This window comes from Salinicola lusitanus (assembly GCF_003206045.1).
Lineage (GTDB): Bacteria > Pseudomonadota > Gammaproteobacteria > Pseudomonadales > Halomonadaceae > Salinicola > Salinicola lusitanus.
In genome coordinates, this window is sequence record NZ_PZJM01000004.1 from 420,487 (window position 1) to 438,706 (window position 18,220).

At 63.5% G+C, this 18,220-nt stretch carries 18 protein-coding genes; 11 read left to right on the forward strand and 7 right to left on the reverse strand.

What is annotated here, in order from left to right:
• The first annotated feature begins 5 nt into the window (after positions 1-5).
• On the forward strand, positions 6-278 hold the full coding sequence (yidD, locus tag DOM45_RS09150) for a membrane protein insertion efficiency factor YidD (RefSeq protein WP_425353330.1): 273 nt from the start codon (positions 6-8) through the stop codon (positions 276-278).
• A gap of 22 nt (positions 279-300) precedes the next feature.
• Here yidD and DOM45_RS09155 read toward each other — a convergent pair whose 3' ends face one another.
• Positions 301-729 carry a SufE family protein gene (locus tag DOM45_RS09155; RefSeq protein ID WP_110599694.1) on the reverse strand — a complete coding sequence of 143 codons (429 nt, stop codon included), beginning with the start codon at positions 727-729 and terminating at the stop codon, positions 301-303.
• Positions 730-903: 174 nt separating this feature from the next.
• Here DOM45_RS09155 and DOM45_RS09160 point away from each other — a divergent pair, with 174 nt between their 5' ends.
• Complete coding sequence (locus DOM45_RS09160; RefSeq protein ID WP_110599696.1) at positions 904-1,875, forward strand: DNA-binding protein; 972 nt, start codon at positions 904-906, stop codon at positions 1,873-1,875.
• Positions 1,876-1,888: 13 nt separating this feature from the next.
• Here DOM45_RS09160 and DOM45_RS09165 read toward each other — a convergent pair whose 3' ends face one another.
• Together DOM45_RS09165 and nfuA are read right to left on the reverse strand one after the other, a co-directional pair.
• Complete coding sequence (locus DOM45_RS09165; protein ID WP_157958379.1) at positions 1,889-2,854, reverse strand: TAXI family TRAP transporter solute-binding subunit; 966 nt, start codon at positions 2,852-2,854, stop codon at positions 1,889-1,891.
• Positions 2,855-3,050: 196 nt separating this feature from the next.
• Positions 3,051-3,638, reverse strand: a complete 588-nt coding sequence (nfuA, locus tag DOM45_RS09170) for a Fe-S biogenesis protein NfuA (RefSeq protein WP_110599700.1) — start codon at positions 3,636-3,638, stop codon at positions 3,051-3,053.
• Between the two features lie 185 nt (positions 3,639-3,823).
• Here nfuA and metH point away from each other — a divergent pair, with 185 nt between their 5' ends.
• The 3 genes from metH (at position 3,824) to DOM45_RS09185 (ending at position 9,905) form a co-directional block, all read left to right on the forward strand.
• Positions 3,824-7,609, forward strand: a complete 3,786-nt coding sequence (gene metH, locus DOM45_RS09175; protein ID WP_110599702.1) for a methionine synthase — start codon at positions 3,824-3,826, stop codon at positions 7,607-7,609.
• 117 nt (positions 7,610-7,726) lie between these two features.
• Positions 7,727-9,382, forward strand: coding sequence for a nitrite/sulfite reductase (locus DOM45_RS09180; RefSeq protein WP_110599704.1), 1,656 nt, complete (start codon positions 7,727-7,729; stop codon positions 9,380-9,382).
• Positions 9,372-9,905 (forward strand): DUF934 domain-containing protein, encoded by a 534-nt coding sequence (locus tag DOM45_RS09185; RefSeq protein WP_110599706.1) that lies wholly within the window; start codon positions 9,372-9,374, stop codon positions 9,903-9,905. The genes DOM45_RS09180 and DOM45_RS09185 overlap by 11 nt, the downstream gene beginning before the upstream one ends.
• 106 nt (positions 9,906-10,011) lie before the next feature.
• Here DOM45_RS09185 and smrA read toward each other — a convergent pair whose 3' ends face one another.
• A complete protein-coding gene (gene smrA, locus DOM45_RS09190; protein WP_110599708.1) occupies positions 10,012-10,611 on the reverse strand; it encodes a DNA endonuclease SmrA in 600 nt (199 codons plus the stop codon).
• Positions 10,612-10,783: 172 nt separating this feature from the next.
• On the opposite strand from smrA, the gene DOM45_RS09195 reads away from it, so the two are divergent.
• From DOM45_RS09195 to pdxH, 6 genes are all read left to right on the forward strand, one after another.
• A complete protein-coding gene (locus DOM45_RS09195) occupies positions 10,784-11,212 on the forward strand; it encodes a gamma-glutamylcyclotransferase family protein (RefSeq protein ID WP_110599710.1) in 429 nt (142 codons plus the stop codon).
• Positions 11,213-11,361: 149 nt separating this feature from the next.
• Positions 11,362-11,706, forward strand: coding sequence for an arsenate reductase family protein (locus DOM45_RS09200; protein ID WP_110599712.1), 345 nt, complete (start codon positions 11,362-11,364; stop codon positions 11,704-11,706).
• 196 nt (positions 11,707-11,902) lie between these two features.
• Positions 11,903-12,547 carry an NAD(P)H:quinone oxidoreductase gene (wrbA, locus tag DOM45_RS09205; protein ID WP_110599714.1) on the forward strand — a complete coding sequence of 215 codons (645 nt, stop codon included), beginning with the start codon at positions 11,903-11,905 and terminating at the stop codon, positions 12,545-12,547.
• Positions 12,544-12,930: a DUF2069 domain-containing protein gene (locus DOM45_RS09210; protein WP_110599716.1), complete on the forward strand. Its 387-nt coding sequence runs from the start codon at positions 12,544-12,546 to the stop codon at positions 12,928-12,930. Before wrbA ends, DOM45_RS09210 begins: the two co-directional genes overlap by 4 nt.
• Positions 12,927-14,177, forward strand: coding sequence for a hypothetical protein (locus DOM45_RS09215; RefSeq protein ID WP_240612345.1), 1,251 nt, complete (start codon positions 12,927-12,929; stop codon positions 14,175-14,177). The genes DOM45_RS09210 and DOM45_RS09215 overlap by 4 nt, the downstream gene beginning before the upstream one ends.
• A gap of 148 nt (positions 14,178-14,325) precedes the next feature.
• A complete protein-coding gene (pdxH, locus tag DOM45_RS09220) occupies positions 14,326-14,976 on the forward strand; it encodes a pyridoxamine 5'-phosphate oxidase (protein ID WP_110600457.1) in 651 nt (216 codons plus the stop codon).
• Positions 14,977-15,076: 100 nt separating this feature from the next.
• Here the strand turns inward: pdxH and DOM45_RS09225 are convergent, their stop codons facing one another.
• The 3 genes from DOM45_RS09225 to DOM45_RS09235 all read right to left on the reverse strand — a co-directional run bounded on the left by DOM45_RS09225 (position 15,077) and on the right by DOM45_RS09235 (position 18,093).
• Positions 15,077-15,967 (reverse strand): glycine betaine ABC transporter substrate-binding protein, encoded by an 891-nt coding sequence (locus DOM45_RS09225; RefSeq protein WP_110599718.1) that lies wholly within the window; start codon positions 15,965-15,967, stop codon positions 15,077-15,079.
• An 81-nt stretch (positions 15,968-16,048) separates the two neighbouring features.
• A complete protein-coding gene (locus tag DOM45_RS09230; RefSeq protein ID WP_110599720.1) occupies positions 16,049-16,891 on the reverse strand; it encodes an ABC transporter permease in 843 nt (280 codons plus the stop codon).
• The gene (locus DOM45_RS09235) at positions 16,891-18,093 is read right to left on the reverse strand and encodes a quaternary amine ABC transporter ATP-binding protein (RefSeq protein ID WP_110599722.1); all 1,203 of its coding nucleotides are present in this window, start codon (positions 18,091-18,093) and stop codon (positions 16,891-16,893) included. The genes DOM45_RS09230 and DOM45_RS09235 overlap by 1 nt, the downstream gene beginning before the upstream one ends.
• Positions 18,094-18,220 lie beyond the last annotated feature (127 nt).

Below are 18,220 nucleotides of genomic sequence, written 5' to 3' on the forward strand. Positions count from 1 at the left end.
CCATCGTGATCGCCAAGATAGCCACCTGGCTTGTTATCGGGCTGATTCAACTCTACCGCTATGGCATCAGCCCGCTGATCGGACCACGCTGCCGATTCTGGCCGACCTGCTCGAACTACGCGCTGGAGGCCATCAACCTGCATGGACCCTGGCGCGGGATGTGGCTGGCCATTCGCCGCCTGCTCAAATGCCACCCTTTTCATCCCGGTGGCGTCGACCCGGTGCCCGACCCCCATCACCGGAAATGCCCATGTCACCAGGCTGACCACCAGGAGTAGAAATGGGAGCCGGGCCGCCCGATCAGTGAACCGAGCGGCTGCCCCGAGTCTCGCGGGCAATGGCGTAGATGCTTTCGATCATGGCATGCAGACCATTGCTGCGTGTCGGCGACAGGTGCTTGTCCAGTCCCAGCTCTGCCAGAAATCTGGGTTCCTCGTTCAGAATTTCGTCGGGTTCGCGATTGTCGTAGATCCGCATCAGGATCGCGATCAGCCCGCTGACGATGGCGGCATCCGACGTCGCGCGGAATCGCAACCGCCCCGCTTCTTCCGTGGCGCGCAGCCAGACGTTGGACTGACAGCCTTCGATCTTGTAATTCGCCACCTTGTCTTCTTCCGGATACTCCGGCAACTGGCGTCCCATATCGATGATGTACTGATAGCGATCCATCCAGTTGTCGAAGATCGAGAACTCATCCAGCAGCTCGGCCTGGGCCTGCTCAATACTCATTAGCGTCTCCTAGTCTCTGGTTCGCATTATAGGGGTTGCACAATTCGATCCCCAGCGTCTGATTCCTTTCATTACATACAGATTTTTACGTATACACCTTACGTAAATCGCCTATGCTGGATAACAGGAGCCACCAGAAGCTCCGGAATCATTGGCAACGCAAGGGAACCAGACATGGCACGTAATGGCATCCGCTACGATGACGTCTGTCGCGCGATCGATACACTCCAGCAGCGTGGAGAAGCGATCAGCGTCCAGAAGGTCCGGGAATTTCTCGGTACCGGCAGCTACACCACCATCAGCGACCATCTGCGCGAATGGAGACTGCGCCAGAGCGGAGACTCGGTACAGGCCATTCCGCGCAACCTCGAGCGCCCCGAGGGCCTCGATGCCTGGGTCGCCGATATCTGGGACAAGGCGCAGCAGGCCGCCTACGAGAAATTGGCCGTCTACCGCCAGGAAGCCGACGAGCAGATCCGCGAGGCCGACGACGCCAGCCATCAGGCAAGGCGTCAGTGCGAGGATGCCGAACAGCGACTGCAGGCGCTCAACGAGCACATGCTCCGCGTCCAGGAGCGTCTCGAGAACAAGACCACCGAAGCCGCGCATCTCCAGGCGGAACTGCAGTCGCTGCAATCTGCCCAGAGTCAGCAACAGAAGCGTATCGTCCAGCTCGAGCAGACCTGCCAGCGCCATCAGTCCAGTCTGGAGCAAGCGGAACAGCAGCATCGTGACGCCATGGCCAAGCAGCACCAGGCCAACCAGACCAAGCTCGCCCAGGAAGAGAAACGCCACGAGTCCGCCGAATCGCGGTTGATGGGACTGCTGGAGGATGCTCGTCAGGAGCGCTTGAAGCAGGAAAAGCAGTATGAGCAGCGCCTGGCGTCGCTGGATCAACGCTGCGAACGCCTGCAGCAAGATCTTTCCGAGCAGCGCCGTCAGTACGGCCAGCTCCAGGAGTCCCTGCGCGCCGACAAGGTCCACATGGAGCAGGCCGAAAGCGAGAAACGCGTCAGCGACGACCGAGTCAAGTCCATGCAGCAGGAGCGCCAGCGCCTGGAAAGCGAACTCAAGAATCTCCGTGCCGCCAACCGTGAACTGCACGACAGGCTGTCTCGCGCCGCCCTGCCCCCCACTGCCAGTTGATGTCGCCCGCCGGTCAGTGCTCGGCCGGCAACAGCCCCACCTCTTCGTAGTAACGCCGCGCTCCGGGATGCAGGGGCGCGGTCATTCCCTCGCTGACCATTCTGGCCGGTGCCAACCGTGCCAGTGACGGATGCGACCGACGGAGCGTCTCCAGATGCTCGAACACCGCCTTGACCAGTCGATAGACATCGTCGTCATCGGCGTCCGAACGTGTCATCAAAGTCGCCCTGACGCCAAAGGTCGTCGTGTCATCGGGTGTGTTGGCATAGGTGCCGCCCGGGATGACGGTGACACTGTAATAAGGCGCGGCTTCGATCAGATGGGCGACATCGGGTCCGGAGACGTCGACCAGATGAGCACCGCAACGTCGGGTCGCCTCGTCAATGGCCTGCGAGGGATGGCCGACGACGTAGAAAAACGCGTCCAGCTTGCCACTGCACATGACTCGGGTCATGTCCTCGGGTTTCAGTTCACTGGCCAGGGCGAAGGCCCCTTCCGTCTTGCCTTTGATCGCCAGCAAGGCGTTCAGCGTGGCACGGTGGCCGGATCCGGGGTTACCCACGTTGACACGCTTTCCCAGCAGGTCGTCGAACTCGTGGATGTCGGCTGACTCGGCAACGACCGTGAACGCCTCGGCATGCAACGAGAACAGGGTTCTCAAATCGGGGCTCGGGCCGTTGTCGTAGAACTGGGCGATACCCTCGAAGGCCGCGTACTGAATGTCCGACTGGACGATACCGAAATCCAGATCGCCATTACGAACGCTATTGGTGTTGTAGAACGACCCACCGGTCGGCAGGGCCTGGCAGGTAGCGCCGGTCGCTTGCTGATAGAGCTGGCAGATGACGCGCCCGGTCGGGAGATAGACACCGGATATGCCCCCCGTGCCGATCACGATGGACGAGTTCGCCCATGTCGGGACCGACCAGAGCAGCGAAGCCAAGGCCAGACAACCGAACTGAAACCGCTTCGTGGGCATGGGCGCCTCCGCTCTCGTCACCGCCAAACCTGGCCAGCACGGACAGGCTGCTGTCATCCAGGTTATCGGCTACAGCGATAGAAGCTGAAACCCGGTCGTGACCGACGGCTTGCCGGGCGCTCGCCGGAACGCGAAGAGCGCTCTTCGCGGGAGACCGTGGGTCGCAAGCGTGCCGCCTTGCGAGCTCCGGTCGGCCTCAGTAGTAGGCGTTGGTGGTATCGGTGTGGTCGGTGACGTCGCGAATGCCGGCCAGCTCCGGAATTCGCTCCATCAGCGTCTTCTCGACGCCATCCTTGAGGGTGAGATCGACCGCCGCGCAGCCCTGGCAGCCGCCGCCGAACTGCAGCACCGCGACCTGCTCTTCGGTGAGCTGGATCAGGCGGATCTCGCCACCATGGGACGCCAGACCAGGATTGATCTCGCTATAGAGGATGTAGTTGACGCGATCCTCGAGCGGGCTGTCGGCGTTGACCTTGGGCATCTTGGCATTGGGCGCCTTGATGGTTAGCTGGCCGCCCATGCGGTCCGCGTTGAAATCGACCACGGCCTCTTCCAGGAACGGCACGCTGTTCTTGTCGAGATAGACGCTGAACTTCTCCAGCTCCACCCGCTCGTCGCTGGGCTCCTCCTCGCCAGGGCGACAGTAGGCGAGACAAGTCTCCGCATAGGGGGTGCCGGGCTGGGTAATAAAGACGCGCACGGCGATATCGTCGACGTTCTGTTTGGCCAGCAACTCGGCCAGGTACTCCTGGCCGCTTTCGGTGATCTGAATCGGTTGGCTCATGAGACTGAGGACTCTGCTTGAGATGTACCGTTATGGTAGGAAAAAGCGCGCGCCAAGACAATCCCGAGTGATTTAGTCAGGCTTGTCGCCCAAGTCCCGCCATCCGTGCCTTTCTGATACCATGCGGCCCCTCGGTGTCTCGCGAGGGACGCGACCTGTTTACCTGCTGTTGGAGAGTCACCGCCATGACTGCCATTACCGCCTCTGCCTCGTTCGCCACGCTGAAGAAGACGCTGGACGAGCGTATCGTGATCCTCGACGGCGGTATGGGCACCATGCTTCAGGAGTACCGTCTCGACGAGGCCGACTTCCGTGGCGAGCGCTTTGCCGACTGGCCCAGCGAGCTCAAGGGCAACAACGATCTGCTGACGCTGACGCGAGCGGACATCGTCGAATCGATCCACCGCGCCTACCTGGAGGCCGGCGCCGACATCGTCGAGACCAACACCTTCAACAGTACCCGGCTGTCCCAGTCCGATTACGGCATGGAGTCGCTGACCGTCGAGCTCAATCGCGAAGCGGCCAGACTGGCGCGCGAGGTCTGCGATGCCGTCGCCGCGGAGACCGGCGTTCCACGCTATGTCGCTGGCGTGCTGGGTCCGACGTCGCGCACCGCCTCGCTGTCACCGGACGTCAACGATCCGGCCAGGCGCAACGTCACCTTCGACCAGCTGCGTGACAACTATATCGAGGCCGCCACCGCGCTGATCGATGGCGGTGCCGATATCATCCTGATCGAGACGATCTTCGACACGCTCAATGCCAAGGCCGCCATCTACGCCCTGGAGGCCCTGTTCGAATCCCGCGGCGAGCGTCTGCCGGTGATGATCTCCGGCACCATCACCGACGCTTCCGGCCGCACCCTCTCCGGCCAGACGACGGAAGCGTTCTGGAACGCGGTACGTCACGCCCGGCCGCTCTCCGTCGGCTTGAACTGCGCGCTCGGCGCCCAGGAGCTTCGGCCCTATCTCGAGGAGCTTTCGAACAAGGCCGACACCTTCGTCTCCGCCCATCCCAACGCGGGGCTGCCCAACGAATTCGGCGAGTACGACCAGAGCGCCGAGGAGATGGCCGCGATCGTGCGCGAGTTCGCCGAGAGCGGCATGCTCAACGTCATCGGCGGCTGCTGCGGCACCACGCCCGAGCATATCGCCGCGGTCAAGCGCGTCGTCGACGGCGTTGCGCCCCGCGCCGTTCCCGAGCGCCCCGCCGCCTGCCGGCTCTCCGGCCTCGAACCCTTCAACATCGAAGCCGACTCGCTGTTCGTCAACGTCGGCGAGCGCACCAACGTCACCGGTTCGGCGCGCTTCAAGCGGCTGATACAGGAGGAGGACTACACCACCGCCCTGGAAGTGGCGCTGGAGCAGGTCGAGAACGGCGCCCAGGTGATCGACATCAACATGGACGAGGGCATGCTGGAGTCCGAGGAGGCGATGGTGCGCTTCCTCAACCTGATCGCCGGCGAACCCGATATCGCCCGGGTGCCGATCATGGTCGACTCCTCCAAGTGGGGGATCATCGAAGCCGGTCTCAAGTGCATTCAGGGCAAGGCGATCGTCAATTCGATTTCGCTGAAGGAAGGCGAAGCGTCGTTCCGCCATCAGGCCAACGAGTGTCGGCGCCACGGCGCCGCCATCGTGGTCATGGCGTTCGACGAGCAGGGCCAGGCCGATACCTTCGCCCGCAAGACCGAAATCTGCCAGCGCGCCTACCGTCTGCTGGTGGACGACATCGGCTTCCCCGCCGAGGACATCATCTTCGATCCCAATATCTTCGCCATCGCCACCGGGATCGAGGAGCACAACAACTACGCCGTCGATTTCATCGAGGCCACCCAGTGGATCCACCAGAACCTGCCTCATGCGATGATCTCGGGCGGCGTCTCTAACGTCTCGTTCTCGTTTCGCGGCAACAATCCGGTGCGCGAGGCGATTCACTCGGTGTTTCTCTATCACGCGATCAAGGCCGGCATGTCGATGGGCATCGTCAACGCCGGCCAGCTGGCGGTCTACGACGACCTGCCGAGCGAACTGCGCGAGGCGGTCGAGGACGTGGTGCTCAATCGCCGCGACGACGGCACCGAACGGCTGCTGGAGATCGCCGAGCGCTACCGTCAAGACGGAGGTGGGGACGGCAGCGGCGCGGCGAAGAAAGAAGATCTCGAATGGCGAGGGTGGGAAGTCAACAAGCGGATCGAACACGCCCTGGTCAAGGGCATCACCGCCTACATCGAAGCCGACACCGAGGAGGCCCGGGCAGCCGCCGCGCGCCCCATCGAGGTGATCGAGGGCCCGCTGATGGACGGCATGAATGTGGTCGGCGATCTGTTCGGCGCCGGCAAGATGTTTCTGCCCCAGGTGGTCAAGTCCGCGCGGGTGATGAAGCAGGCCGTCGCCTATCTGATCCCCTACATCGAGGCGGAGAAATCCGGCGATGTGCAGTCCAAGGGCAAGATCGTGATGGCCACGGTCAAGGGCGATGTCCACGACATCGGCAAGAACATCGTCGGCGTGGTGCTCCAGTGCAACAACTACGAGGTGATCGATCTCGGCGTGATGGTGCCGACGGAGAAGATCCTCAAGACCGCACGAGACGAGAACGCCGATATCATCGGTCTCTCCGGCCTGATCACGCCATCGCTGGACGAGATGGTCCACGTCGCCAAGGAGATGCAGCGCCAGGGCTTCCAGCTCCCGCTGCTGATCGGTGGCGCCACCACCTCGAAGGCGCACACGGCGGTCAAGATCGCGCCTCAGTACGCCGAGCCAGTGATCTACGTCAGCGATGCCTCCCGCGCCGTCGGCGTCGCCAGCCGGCTGCTCTCGCCGACCCAGAAACCCACCTACTTCGCCGAGATCCGGCAGGAGTACGACCAGGTCCGTGAGCGCAACGCCAAGCGTCGCCCCAAGGCTTCCGATCTGCCCTACAGCTCGGCTCGAGAGCGGCGCTTCAAGGTGGACTGGAACCATTTCGAACCGGTCAAACCGATCCAGCCGGGGATCACCGTGTTCGACGACTACGATCTCGACGAGCTCGTCGAATTCATCGACTGGACGCCCTTCTTCATGACCTGGCAGCTCTCGGGCAAGTATCCGCGGATACTTGAGGACGAGGTGGTCGGCGAAGCGGCGCGCAATCTGTTTCGCGATGCCCAGGCCATGCTGCGCAAGCTGATCGACGAAAAGCATCTGTGCGCCCGCGGCGTGATCGGGCTGTGGCCGGCCAACAGCGTCGACGACGACGTCATCGAGGTCTACGCTGACGACAGTCGCGAAACGGTGATCGAGCGGCTCCATCATATTCGTCAGCAGAGCACCAAGGGCCGCGACGGCATCTGCCACAGCCTGGCCGACTTCATTGCGCCGCGTTATCGAGAGAACGGAGCGTCCAGCGGCAAGCTCGACTGGATCGGCGGTTTCGCCGTCACCACCGGCCATGGCGCGGATGAGCTGGCCAAGCGCTACGAGGCGGCCGGCGACGACTACAACGCCATCCTGGTTCAGGCGCTGGCCGACCGCCTCGCCGAGGCCTTCGCCGAGCGCCTCCACGAGCGCGTACGCAAGGAGTTCTGGGGTTACGTGCCGGAGGAGACGCTGGACAACGACGCCCTGATCGCCGAAAAATATCAGGGGATCCGCCCGGCTCCCGGCTACCCGGCCTGCCCCGATCACACCGAGAAGGCCACTCTGTTCCGGCTGCTTGAGGCCACCGCACGCACCGGCATCTCGCTGACCGACAGCTTTGCCATGTGGCCGGCGGCGGCGGTCTCCGGCTGGTATTTCGCCCACCCTTCAGCGAAATATTTCTCCACCGGCAAGATCGGCCGGGACCAGGTCGAGGCGCTGGCCCGGCGCAAGGCGATGCCGCTGGCGGAACTGGAGCGCTGGTTGTCGCCCGTGCTCTCCTACGACCCGGAGTCGCCGGCGGCCACTGACGGCGAGCGCGACGCCGGCTCCGCGCTGGCCTCATGACGGCGCGGTCGTAATAACGATAAGGCAAGAAATTATGAGTATTTATTCTTTTGTAGAATAAAGCGCACGCGGTAAGGTGCTCTCATTGGCAATCCATGACTAGCAGGATCAGGCCCGATGTATCGCTACGACTCTTATGACCAGACGCTCGTCGACGAGCGCGTTGCGCAGTTTCGCGACCAGATGGATCGCTATCTCGCCGGCAAGCTCGGTGAAGAGGAGTTTCGTCCGGTCAGACTCCAGAATGGCCTCTATATCCAGCGCCATGCGCCGATGCTGCGCATCGCCATCCCCTACGGCATGCTGAGCAGTGACCAGCTGCGCGCGCTGGCAACCATCACCCGGCGCTACGACCGCGGCTACGGCCACTTCACCACCCGCCAGAACCTCCAGCTCAACTGGCCGGCGCAGGAGGACGTGCCCGACATCCTGGCCGACCTGGCCAAGGTCCAGATGCACGCCATCCAGACCAGCGGCAACTGCATTCGCAACACCACCAGCGATCAGTTCGCAGGCATCGCCAAGGATGAAGTGGTCGACCCGCGCCCCTGGTGCGAGCTGATTCGCCAGTGGTCCACCCTGCATCCGGAGTTCGCCTACCTGCCGCGCAAGTTCAAGATCGCTGTCACCGGTGCCACCGAGGATCGCGCCGCGATCCACGTCCATGACATCGGCCTGCGGCTGTTCTTGAACGACGCCGGCGAACTGCGCTTCCGCGTTCTCGCGGGCGGCGGCATGGGGCGTACGCCGATGATCGGCGAGGTGGTGCGCGCGGATCTGCCCTGGCAGCATCTGCTGACCTATCTCGAAGCCATCGTCCGGGTCTACAACCAGTTCGGTCGCCGCGACAACAAGTTCAAGGCCCGGATCAAGATCCTGGTCAAGGCGCTGGGCGTCGAGGAGTTCGCCCGTCGCGTCGAGGCCGAGTGGGCCCATCTCAAGGATGGCCCGCAGACCTTGAACGAAGGGGCGGTGGACGAAGCCAAGACGCACTTCCCGGAGCCGGCGCGTCGCCCGGTCGCCGAATCCGCGATCGTCGCCTACGAGACACTTCGTCAGGAAAATCGCGCCTTTGCCCGGTTCGTGACCAACAATGTCATGGATCACAAGGTGCCTGGCTACAAGGCGGTCACGCTGTCGTTGAAACGTCGCGAGGCGGCCCCGGGCGATATCACCGCCGATCAGATGGACGCGGTGGCGGATCTCGCGGAGACCTTCGGCTTCGGCGAGCTACGCGTTACCCACGAGCAGAACCTGGTGCTGTCGGACGTGCCCGTCGACGAGATCGAGGCGCTGTGGCGGCAGCTCGATGCGCTGGGCATGGCCAACCCCACGGTGGGCACCTTGAACGACATCATCTGCTGCCCGGGCGGTGATTTCTGCTCGCTGGCCAACGCGGTCTCGATCCCGATCGCCCAGGCGATTCAGGAGCGCTTCGAGGACCTCGATTTCCTGTATGACCTGGGTCCGATCGATCTCAATATTTCCGGCTGCATGAACGCCTGCGGGCATCACCATGTCGGCAATATTGGCATCCTCGGCGTCGACAAGAAAGGCGAGGAGTACTATCAGATCTCGCTGGGCGGCAACGCCGACGACGACGTGTCGTTGGGCAAGATCCTAGGCCCCTCCTTCTATCGCGAGGATGTCCCGGACGTCATCGACAAGGTTCTGCAGGTCTACGTCGAAAAGCGCCTCGACGATGAGCGCTTCCTCGACACCTATCGTCGTGTCGGTCACCAGGCTTTCAAGGAGCGGGTCTATGCAGCCTGAACAGGAGTTTCAAGAAGCGCCGGAAGCCGTGGCCGCCACGAGCACGCTGATCAAGCTCGGCAAACCGGTCACCGATACCTGGGGGCTCTCCCGCGACGAGGAGAGCCTGCCCGTGAGCCGTCCTGCCATCGTGCCGCTCGCCTTGTGGCAACGGCACTCGGATCGGGATGATCTGGCGCCCTGGCTACCCAGCGACACCGAGTTGACTCCGGAACTGGCGGCGACACTGGAGAAGGCCGCGTTGGTGGCGATCGACTTCCCTGCCTTCACCGATGGCCGCGGCTACACGCTGGCGCGATTGCTGCGGGAACGTTTCGGTTATGCCGGCGAAGTGCGGGCGATCGGCGATGTCCTGATCGATCAGCTCTACTACATGACGCGCTGCGGCTTCGACGCCCTGGCACTACGCGAGGATCAGGAGCTCGAGTCGGCCCTCAAGGCGCTCGCCGCCTTCACCGTCAGCTACCAGCCCGCCGTGGACCTGAACGAACCGCTGTTCGCCCGCCGCCTGCGGGAGCGCTGATATCGGTTCGGAGCCGGTTTTCCAAGCATTGACCCCAGCCCTGGCTGGGGTCAATGCGTTGGGCCAACGATCTCCAAGGTTTATGTATCCGGCACCAAACGGTCACTTAGCCGCGCCGCTTCTGCTGCCGCTCCCGATTGTGCGATCTGGCGCGCTCCGACTTGCGCAACATCACGAAAGTCGCCCCGATTCCCCCTTGCTGGGCCGGCGCCGAACTGAAGGCCTGGACCTGCTCGAACTGCCGAAGCCAGTGGTCGAGATAGGAGCGCACGACGTTGGGGTGGCCGTCGTCCTCGCGCGAGCGGCCGTGGACGACGAGCACACTGCGCAGGTCGTGTTCATAGGCGTCGCGGAGAAAGCCGAACAGGGCGCGGCGACATTCGATGACCGGCATGCGCATGATGTGCAGCCGCGCCTCGGCGGGATAGCCGCCATGGCGCAACCGTTCGAGCACGCCGACCTGAATGCCGTCGCGACGAAATTCGATCGGATCGTGGGCACCGACCAGGTCGACGAATTGGTCGGACAGGAAGTCCCGTTCGTCGTCGCGGGCCTGCTGGGCACTCTCGCGACGGGCGAGCTGGGCATCGGAGGGTGATCTCTGGGGCCGGGTGACCGCGGCCTTGTCCCGGCCCTTGCCGATCGGCCGTACATCGGGACCCAAGGCTTCGCGGAATGCCTGGAAGTCGTTGGCGGCGTGACTCATGATGGCGCTCCTCCGTCGCTGACATCGTTGACGCTTCGACTTCGAATGCTAGCACGGGGTTCAGGAGACGCCTCAATGGCCTCTGCGGAACCGTGTCTGCATGCGACGTCCGCGCCTGAGGTAAGCTGACAGGCATGTTCCTCGAAATCCATTACGCAGAGCAAGGTTGTCAATGATGCGACGATTCGCCAAGTGGCTGTCGATTCTGCTGGTCGCCGCGGCGATCCTCGCCGGCGGCGGCTTCTGGTACATCTTCATGAGCCCTTATGGTTATCATCCCGCCGAGCCCGCCATCATCGATGAGCGAATTGCCGAGCAGGACGTGTTCGTCTACGGGACACTGCGTCACGACGGCTTGCGCTGGATCATCATGGGGACTCCGGTCGCGACGCGGGAAGGGACGCTGAAGGGCTATCGGAAACAGGATCTCGACATTCACCCGCAGCCGGATGGTGAGGTGCACGGCGAGGTGCTGACCGTCGGCCCTGCCGCACTCAGGGCGCTGGATCGCTACGAGCGACTGGGCGTTCGCTACACGCGGGAGAGCGTCAAGCTGGAAGACGGCACGACGGCCTGGGTCTACAAGCGGCTGCCGGAATAGAGTCGGCGGCGCTTGTCGTCGGCGGCGACGATTGAGGCCTCCGCTGATCAGCCGCTACAATATCGCTTCCGCCCCGTTGCGCCGTCCCGCGTCGATCGACGGCCAGCAAGACCCCGCGCCGCACTGTCATAGAAGGTTCCGCCGCACCGATGTCAACGCTCACGCTCTACCACAATCCGCGCTGCTCCAAGTCACGGGAGGCCCTGGCGCTGCTGGCGTCTCGAGGCATCGAGTTCATCGAACGCCGCTATCTCGATGATCCGCTGTCTCGCGAGCAGCTGGAAGGCCTCGCCAGGCGACTGGGCGACGACGCCGATCAGATGCTGCGCCGCGACGAGCAGGAATGGCGGGCGCGCGGCATCGATGACCCGACCCCGGAGCAGATCATCGACGCCATCGTCGAGCATCCCCGCCTGATGCAGAGACCGATCGCCGACGACGGCGAGTACGCGGTCATTGGGCGCCCGCCGCAGGCCGTCCTGCAACTGATCTGAGCCTTGTACGAAAACCGCCTGCGCGAGGCCATACGGTGTTGAACCCGCTCAACGTACTCTTTTACACCCCGTGAACTGGTACGCCAGTCCGGCCCGGTTGCGCTGACTTTTGCCTTGTCTGGTCATCGCTCGCCCACTTTTTCGTCCAACCCCTGACGAGCGCGCTTGATGCAAGCCGTCCCCTCGAGGAGAAGTCATGACCGATCATACGGCCTCCAGCGGCCCGACCCTGCCCTATGTCCTGGTGCTCTACTACTCGCGCCAGGGGGCAACGAAAACACTGGCTGAACAGCTGGCCAGCGGCGTCGAGAGCGTCTCCGGCGTCGAGGCGCGACTGCGTACCGTGCCGGCGGTCTCGCCGGTATCCGAGGCAACCGCCCCCGAGATCCCCGACCAAGGGGCGATCTATGTCGAGGAAGCGGACCTGCGCCACTGTTCGGGCCTGGCGCTGGGCAGCCCGACCCGGTTCGGCAACATGGCCGCGCCGCTCAAGTATTTCCTCGATACCACCAGCGGGCTCTGGATGAACGGCGCGCTCGTCGACCGGCCGGCTACCGCGTTCACCTCCACGGCCAGCCTGCACGGCGGCCAGGAGAGCACCCTGCTGACCATGCTGATTCCGTTGCTGCATCACGGCATGGTCTATGCGGGCGTGCCCTACAGCGAGACGACGCTGCTGAGCACCCAGAGCGGTGGAACGCCCTATGGCACCAGCCATCTGGCCGGCCCCAACGCCGACCGCGAAGTCGACGCCGACGAGCGCAGACTGGCGGTCGCCCAGGGGCGCCGCCTGGCCGAGCTCGCCCTGGCACTCGCCGCGATGCGGAGCGGGCGGCCATGAACGAACGTCCTTCGCCACGGCAGAACACGGAAGCGCTCGACACTGCCCGGCGCGGCGTGTGGATCGCCTATTCGGCGCTGCTGGCGCTGCTGGTGGTGAGCGGTATCTGGCATTACCTCCAGCAGCACGCGCAGGTCGCTGCGCTACTGGTGAGGATCCTGCCGCTGGTGCTGTTCCTGCCGACACTACTGATGCGACGCCGGCGCGGCCACATCTGGCTGACGGCGCTGGGCGTGCTCTACGTCGTCCAGGGCATCATGATCGTGACCAAGGGTGGCGGTTCGGTGCTGGTCGGCGCCGAGATCCTGGCAGCCGGTGCTCTGGCCTTCACGGCCTATCGCTACGTTCGCCTGCGCGGTCGACTCGACTCACCGGCGGCATGAGACCTTCCAGCGTCCTGATTCTGGCCATGCTGGCTCTCAGTGTGGCCTGCAACCTGTTTGGCTGGCCGATCTGGCCCGCCGCGATACTGGCCTGGCTGGCGACGTTGCGGCTGTTCCGCACCCTGCCCCGCACCTCCCGCCGCCAGGCAGGAACGCTGTTCGCGGCCGGTTCGTTGCTGTGGGCGGCAGCGCTGGTGCGCGGCACGCCCTATTCGCCGTTGAACGCGCTGACCATCAACCAGTCGTTGCTGATGATGTTTGCCGGCGTCAGCTTCCTGACCATGGCCACGCCGCAGGCCAGAGCGGACCATCAGCAGTCGGGCAGTATGCTCGGGACCATGCTGGGGGCGCATCTGTTCGGCGCCGCCATCAATCTCTCCGTGGTCTTCCTGTTCGGCGAGCGAATGCAGCACGAGGGGAGACTCACCCGCTCCCAGGCACTCATCGTCGGCCGGGGATTCACCGCCGCCGCGGCCTGGTCGCCATTCTTCGTCGCGATGGGTGTGGCCCTGACCTACGCGCCGGGCCTCGACTATCTCGGCCTGCTGCCCTGGGGTCTGCTGGCGGCGGCTGCGCTGCTGGCGCTCAACTGGCTCGACATCCGACGGCTGAACGCGCCCTTCGTCGGTTACCCCATCGAAAAGAGCGCGCTGCTGATGCCCTGCACACTGGCGATCGTGGTGATCGGGCTGCACCTGCTCTATCCCGGTCTCTCGATTCCGCTGATCATCGCCATCGTCGCGCCCCTATTCTCCTTTCTGCTGATGCCTCGAGACAACCGGCGCGAGCGCATGCACCACCAGTTCACCCAGGGCCTGCAGCGCCTGGCTCCCCAGTTCGCCCTGTTTCTGGGGGCCGGCGTCATCTCGACGGGGCTGGCGGCGCTACTGGCCAGCCTGCCGGACGGGCTCGACCTGCCCATCGATCACTTCGGTCACTGGCAGGCGTGGTTCGCCCTTGGCATCATCGTGGTCGTCTCCTTCACCGGCATTCACCCCCTGATCGGTATCGCCACGCTGGCACCATTGATCGCGCCGCTCCACCCCGACCCGACCCTGCTCGGCATGCTGTTTCTCATGAGCTGGGCGCTGGGGACCGGCAGCAGCCCGCTCTCCGGCAGCAACCTGGCGATCTGCGTTCGCTATCAGATTGCCGTGCGCGACATGCTGCGCTGGAATCTCCCCTATGCCATTCTCGGCTGGGGCTGCTGCGGCCTGGTGCTGGCGCTTCACGCGGGTGCGGTCTAACCCGGTTCCGTGCCGGGCGCCGGCGAACGTTCAGCGCGCCCCGGCGAGAGCTGGACGCCCATAGGCTAATGACTGAGAGAGGGTTGGCCACCGCACCGGCTTGGCGCGCTACAATGATGGCCATTCATCGCATTCGCATGGAGAACAACTGATGAGCGATCTCGCCGGTATGCGACGGGACTACGAAGGTGACGCCCTGGCGCCCGAGAACACGCCCGACTCGCCACTTCCGCTGTTCGAGGGCTGGCTGGAAAAGGCGATCGAGACCGAGGGACTGGATGCCAACGCCATGACGCTGGCGACGGTCGACAGCGCGGGCCACCCCCACGCCCGCATCGTCCTGCTGAAAGGGTTCGATCAGAGTGGCTTCCGCTTCTATACCAACTACCAGAGCCAGAAAGGCAATGAGCTCGCCCACGTTCCCAACGCCGCCGTGGTGTTCTGGTGGCCGGCGCTGCAGCGCCAGATTCGCGTCGAGGGGAGCGTCTCGAAGGTGGACTCCCGACAGTCCGACGACTACTTTGCCAGCCGACCACGCCAGAGCCAGCTAGCGGCATGGGTCTCCCAGCAGAGCGTCGAGATTCCCAATCGTGACTGGATGAAAGAGCGACTGTCGCGCTTCGAGCAGGTCTATTCGGATCAGGATGTCGAACGGCCGCCGCACTGGGGCGGCTATCTTCTGGCGCCGCTGGCGGTGGAGTTCTGGCAGGGACAACGCAGCCGATTGCACGATCGCGTCCGCTACACCCGCCGCGACGAACACGCCCAGGAGTGGCATCGCACCCGGCTGGCGCCTTGAACAGTCACATCGGCTATTCGCCAGCGGGGTTTTCTCCCATCCAATGCAAAGCGCCCGGTCATTTGACCGGGCGCTTCGCCATGAACCCCAATGAATGTCGTTACTGGGCCGTGCCGTCGGTCCATTCGGCGACGACATCAGGATTCTCCTCGACCCACTTCTTGGCGTTCTCGTACGGATCCGAACCCTCTTCCTGGTTCATGAGCATGACCTCACCCATCTGGTCCGGCGTCCAGTGGAAGTTGTCCAGGATAGCGTACGCCTGCGGCATCTTCTCTTTCAGACCCTTGTGAACGACGGTGTCGATGTGCTCGGCATCACCGTAGGCTTTCTTCGGATCGTCGAGATACTTGAGATCCCAGCGTGCGAACATCCAGTGCGGCGTCCAGCCGGTGACCACGATGTCCGCCTTGTCATCGATGGCACTCGCCAGTGCCGACGTCATGGCAGGACCGCTGCTCGACTGCAGCTGCATGTTGTCGAGGCCGTACTCGTCGATGGCATCTTCGGTCTGTGCCATCAGGCCGGCGCCGGGGTCGATACCCACGATCTTGTCGTCGAACAGGTCGGCGTTAGCGTTGAGATCGGCGATCGAGGAGACCTTCTCGTAGGTATAGACGGGGACGACCAGCCCCAGCTTGGTACCGTTGAGATTGGGCCCGAGGTCCTCGACCTGATCCTTCACCTTGGCCATGTAGTCGCCATGTGTGGTCGGCAGCCAGGCGGCGACCATGGCATCGGCATCACCGGTACCCACCGCCTGCCACATCACCGCGGCGCCCAGCGATTCCATCTCGACGTCGTAGCCCTGCTGCTCGAGCACGGCGCGCACCACGTTGGTGGAGGCGACTTCCGAGGCCCACTCGACATAGGCCAGCTTGACGGTGCCCTTGCTGTCCTGTGCCTGGGCCACGCCGGCGGTCATGCTGAGGCCGGCGGCCATCATCAAGGCACCATAGCGAACGGCTTGCGACATTGCGTTGCGTGTCATCGACTTTCCCCTTCTTGTGGTTTACGTACCGCGAGTCCGGCTGTCGGCGAGAAATTCGACGACAGCGGGCTCCACCCTGCTTCACTTTGTTTTCTTGCTGCCGCTGAGTGACTGTGTCAGGCGGTCGAGCAGCATCGCCATGATGACCACCGCAATGCCGGCCTCGAAGCCCTCGCCGGGACGCAGGCGTTGAATGGCCCGCCAGACCTCGCTGCCCAGGCCGTTGGCACCGATCATCGCCGCGATGACGACCATCGACAGGGCCAGCATGATGGTCTGGTTGATCCCGCCCATCAGGGTCGGCAGCGACAGTGGCAGCTGGACCTTGATCAGCTTCTGACTGCGGGTCGAGCCGTAGGCATCCGCCGCCTCGATCAGATCCTTCGGCACCTGCCGGATGCCCAGCGTGGTGAAGCGGATGGCCGGCGGCATCGAGAAGATCACGGTGGCGAAAATGCCGGAGACCGAGCCGATGCCGAAAAACGGGATTGCCGGGATCAGGTAGACGAACGCCGGCATCGTCTGCATGAAGTCGAGTACCGGCATGATCACCCGATAGAACCGGTCGGATACCGCAGCCAGAATGCCCAGTGGCAACGCGATCACGATCGCTACCAGTGTCGCGATGACCACCAGCGTCAGGGTCTGGATCATCGGATTCCACAGGCCCAGATTCCAGATCAGCGCCAGGCCGGCCAGGCCGCCGATGGCCAGACGCCGGCCGCTGAGCTTCCAGCACAGCAGCACGACCAGCGCAATCAGCGCCCATTCAGGCAACCACATCAACCCGTCGTTGAGCAAATTGATGCCGCTTTGCGTCCCTCGCGAGATCGCTCGGGTGACGCCGGAAAACTCGGTGGTCAGGAAATCGAGCCCGCTCTCGATCCAGTTGCCCAGCGGGATTCTCGGAATATCGAAATCCATTATTGTTCTCCCGTCTGAGCCAGTTGTTCGAGTACGGCACCCTTGACGATCACGCCCAGCAGGCGCTGCTGGTCATCGATGACTGCCACCGGATAACTCTTGCCCTGAAACATGGGATAGAGCGTCGCCAGCGGCTCATCGGGTCCGATGTGGGGAAAGTCCGTGATCAGCAGCTCTTGTATCGAATCCTTGCCGGCCCTCGCCGCCTCATCGACATCATCGACCTCGACGATGCCCAGCAGCTTGCGTTCGCGGTCGACGACGTAGATGGAGTCCAGCGCATTCTCGCTCATCTTGCGCAGTGCGGTTCGCGGGCCGTCGTCGTGATGGGCGGTGGCGCGCACCGGACGCATCACCCGGCGGGAGGTGACGACCCGGGAGCGGTCCACCCCCTCGGTGAAACGGGCGACGTAGTCATCCGCGGGCTGCGTCAATACCTCTTCAGGGGTGCCGATCTGCACGATCTCGCCGTCACGGAGCAGAATGATGCGGTCGCCGATGTGGAGGGCTTCATCGAGATCGTGGGTGATGAAGATCGTGGTCTTTTTCATCCGGTGCTGCAGTTCGATCAACTCCTGCTGCATGTCCCGTCGGATCAGCGGATCGAGGGCGGAGAACGCCTCGTCCATCAGCAGTACGCTGGCGTCGTTGGCCAGCGCGCGAGCCAGCCCGACCCGCTGCTGCATGCCCCCGGAAAGCTGATTGGGATAGGCATGCTCCCACCCCTCCAGCCCGACCTGCTTGAGCGCGTTCTTGGCTTTCTCGGCTCGCTCGGCCTTGTCGACGCCGCGAATCTCGAGACCGTACTCGGCATTCATCTGCACGGTCCGGTGCGGAAACAGCGCGAAGTTCTGGAACACCATCGAGAAGTGTCGGCGCCGGCACTGCAACAACGCCTTGTCACTGAGCTGGGGGATGTTCTCGCCGCCGATGATGATGTCGCCTTCGGTGGGCTCGATCAGGCGGTTGAGGCAGCGGATCAGCGTCGACTTGCCCGAGCCGGAGAGCCCCATGATGACGAGAAGCTCGCCCTCCCGGACATCGAAATTGATGTTGGAGAGACCGAGCGTCTGCCCGGTCTTTTCGAGGATCTGGGCACGATTGAGACCCTCGTCGCGTAGTTTGAGTGCTTTCTTGGCGTCGTCGCCGAACACCTTGCTCAAGTTCCGCACTTGAATCTTGGTTTGCTGTGTGTCGGTCATGTCAGGCCTAGGTTGGCAAAGCAGAAAATGTCCTTCACGCCGTTGTCAGGATGCGTGTCGAACGGTATCTGTTGGTGTTGTTAGGTTTCGTATCATACGGTTTTATCAATATCCCTTCAAACGACAA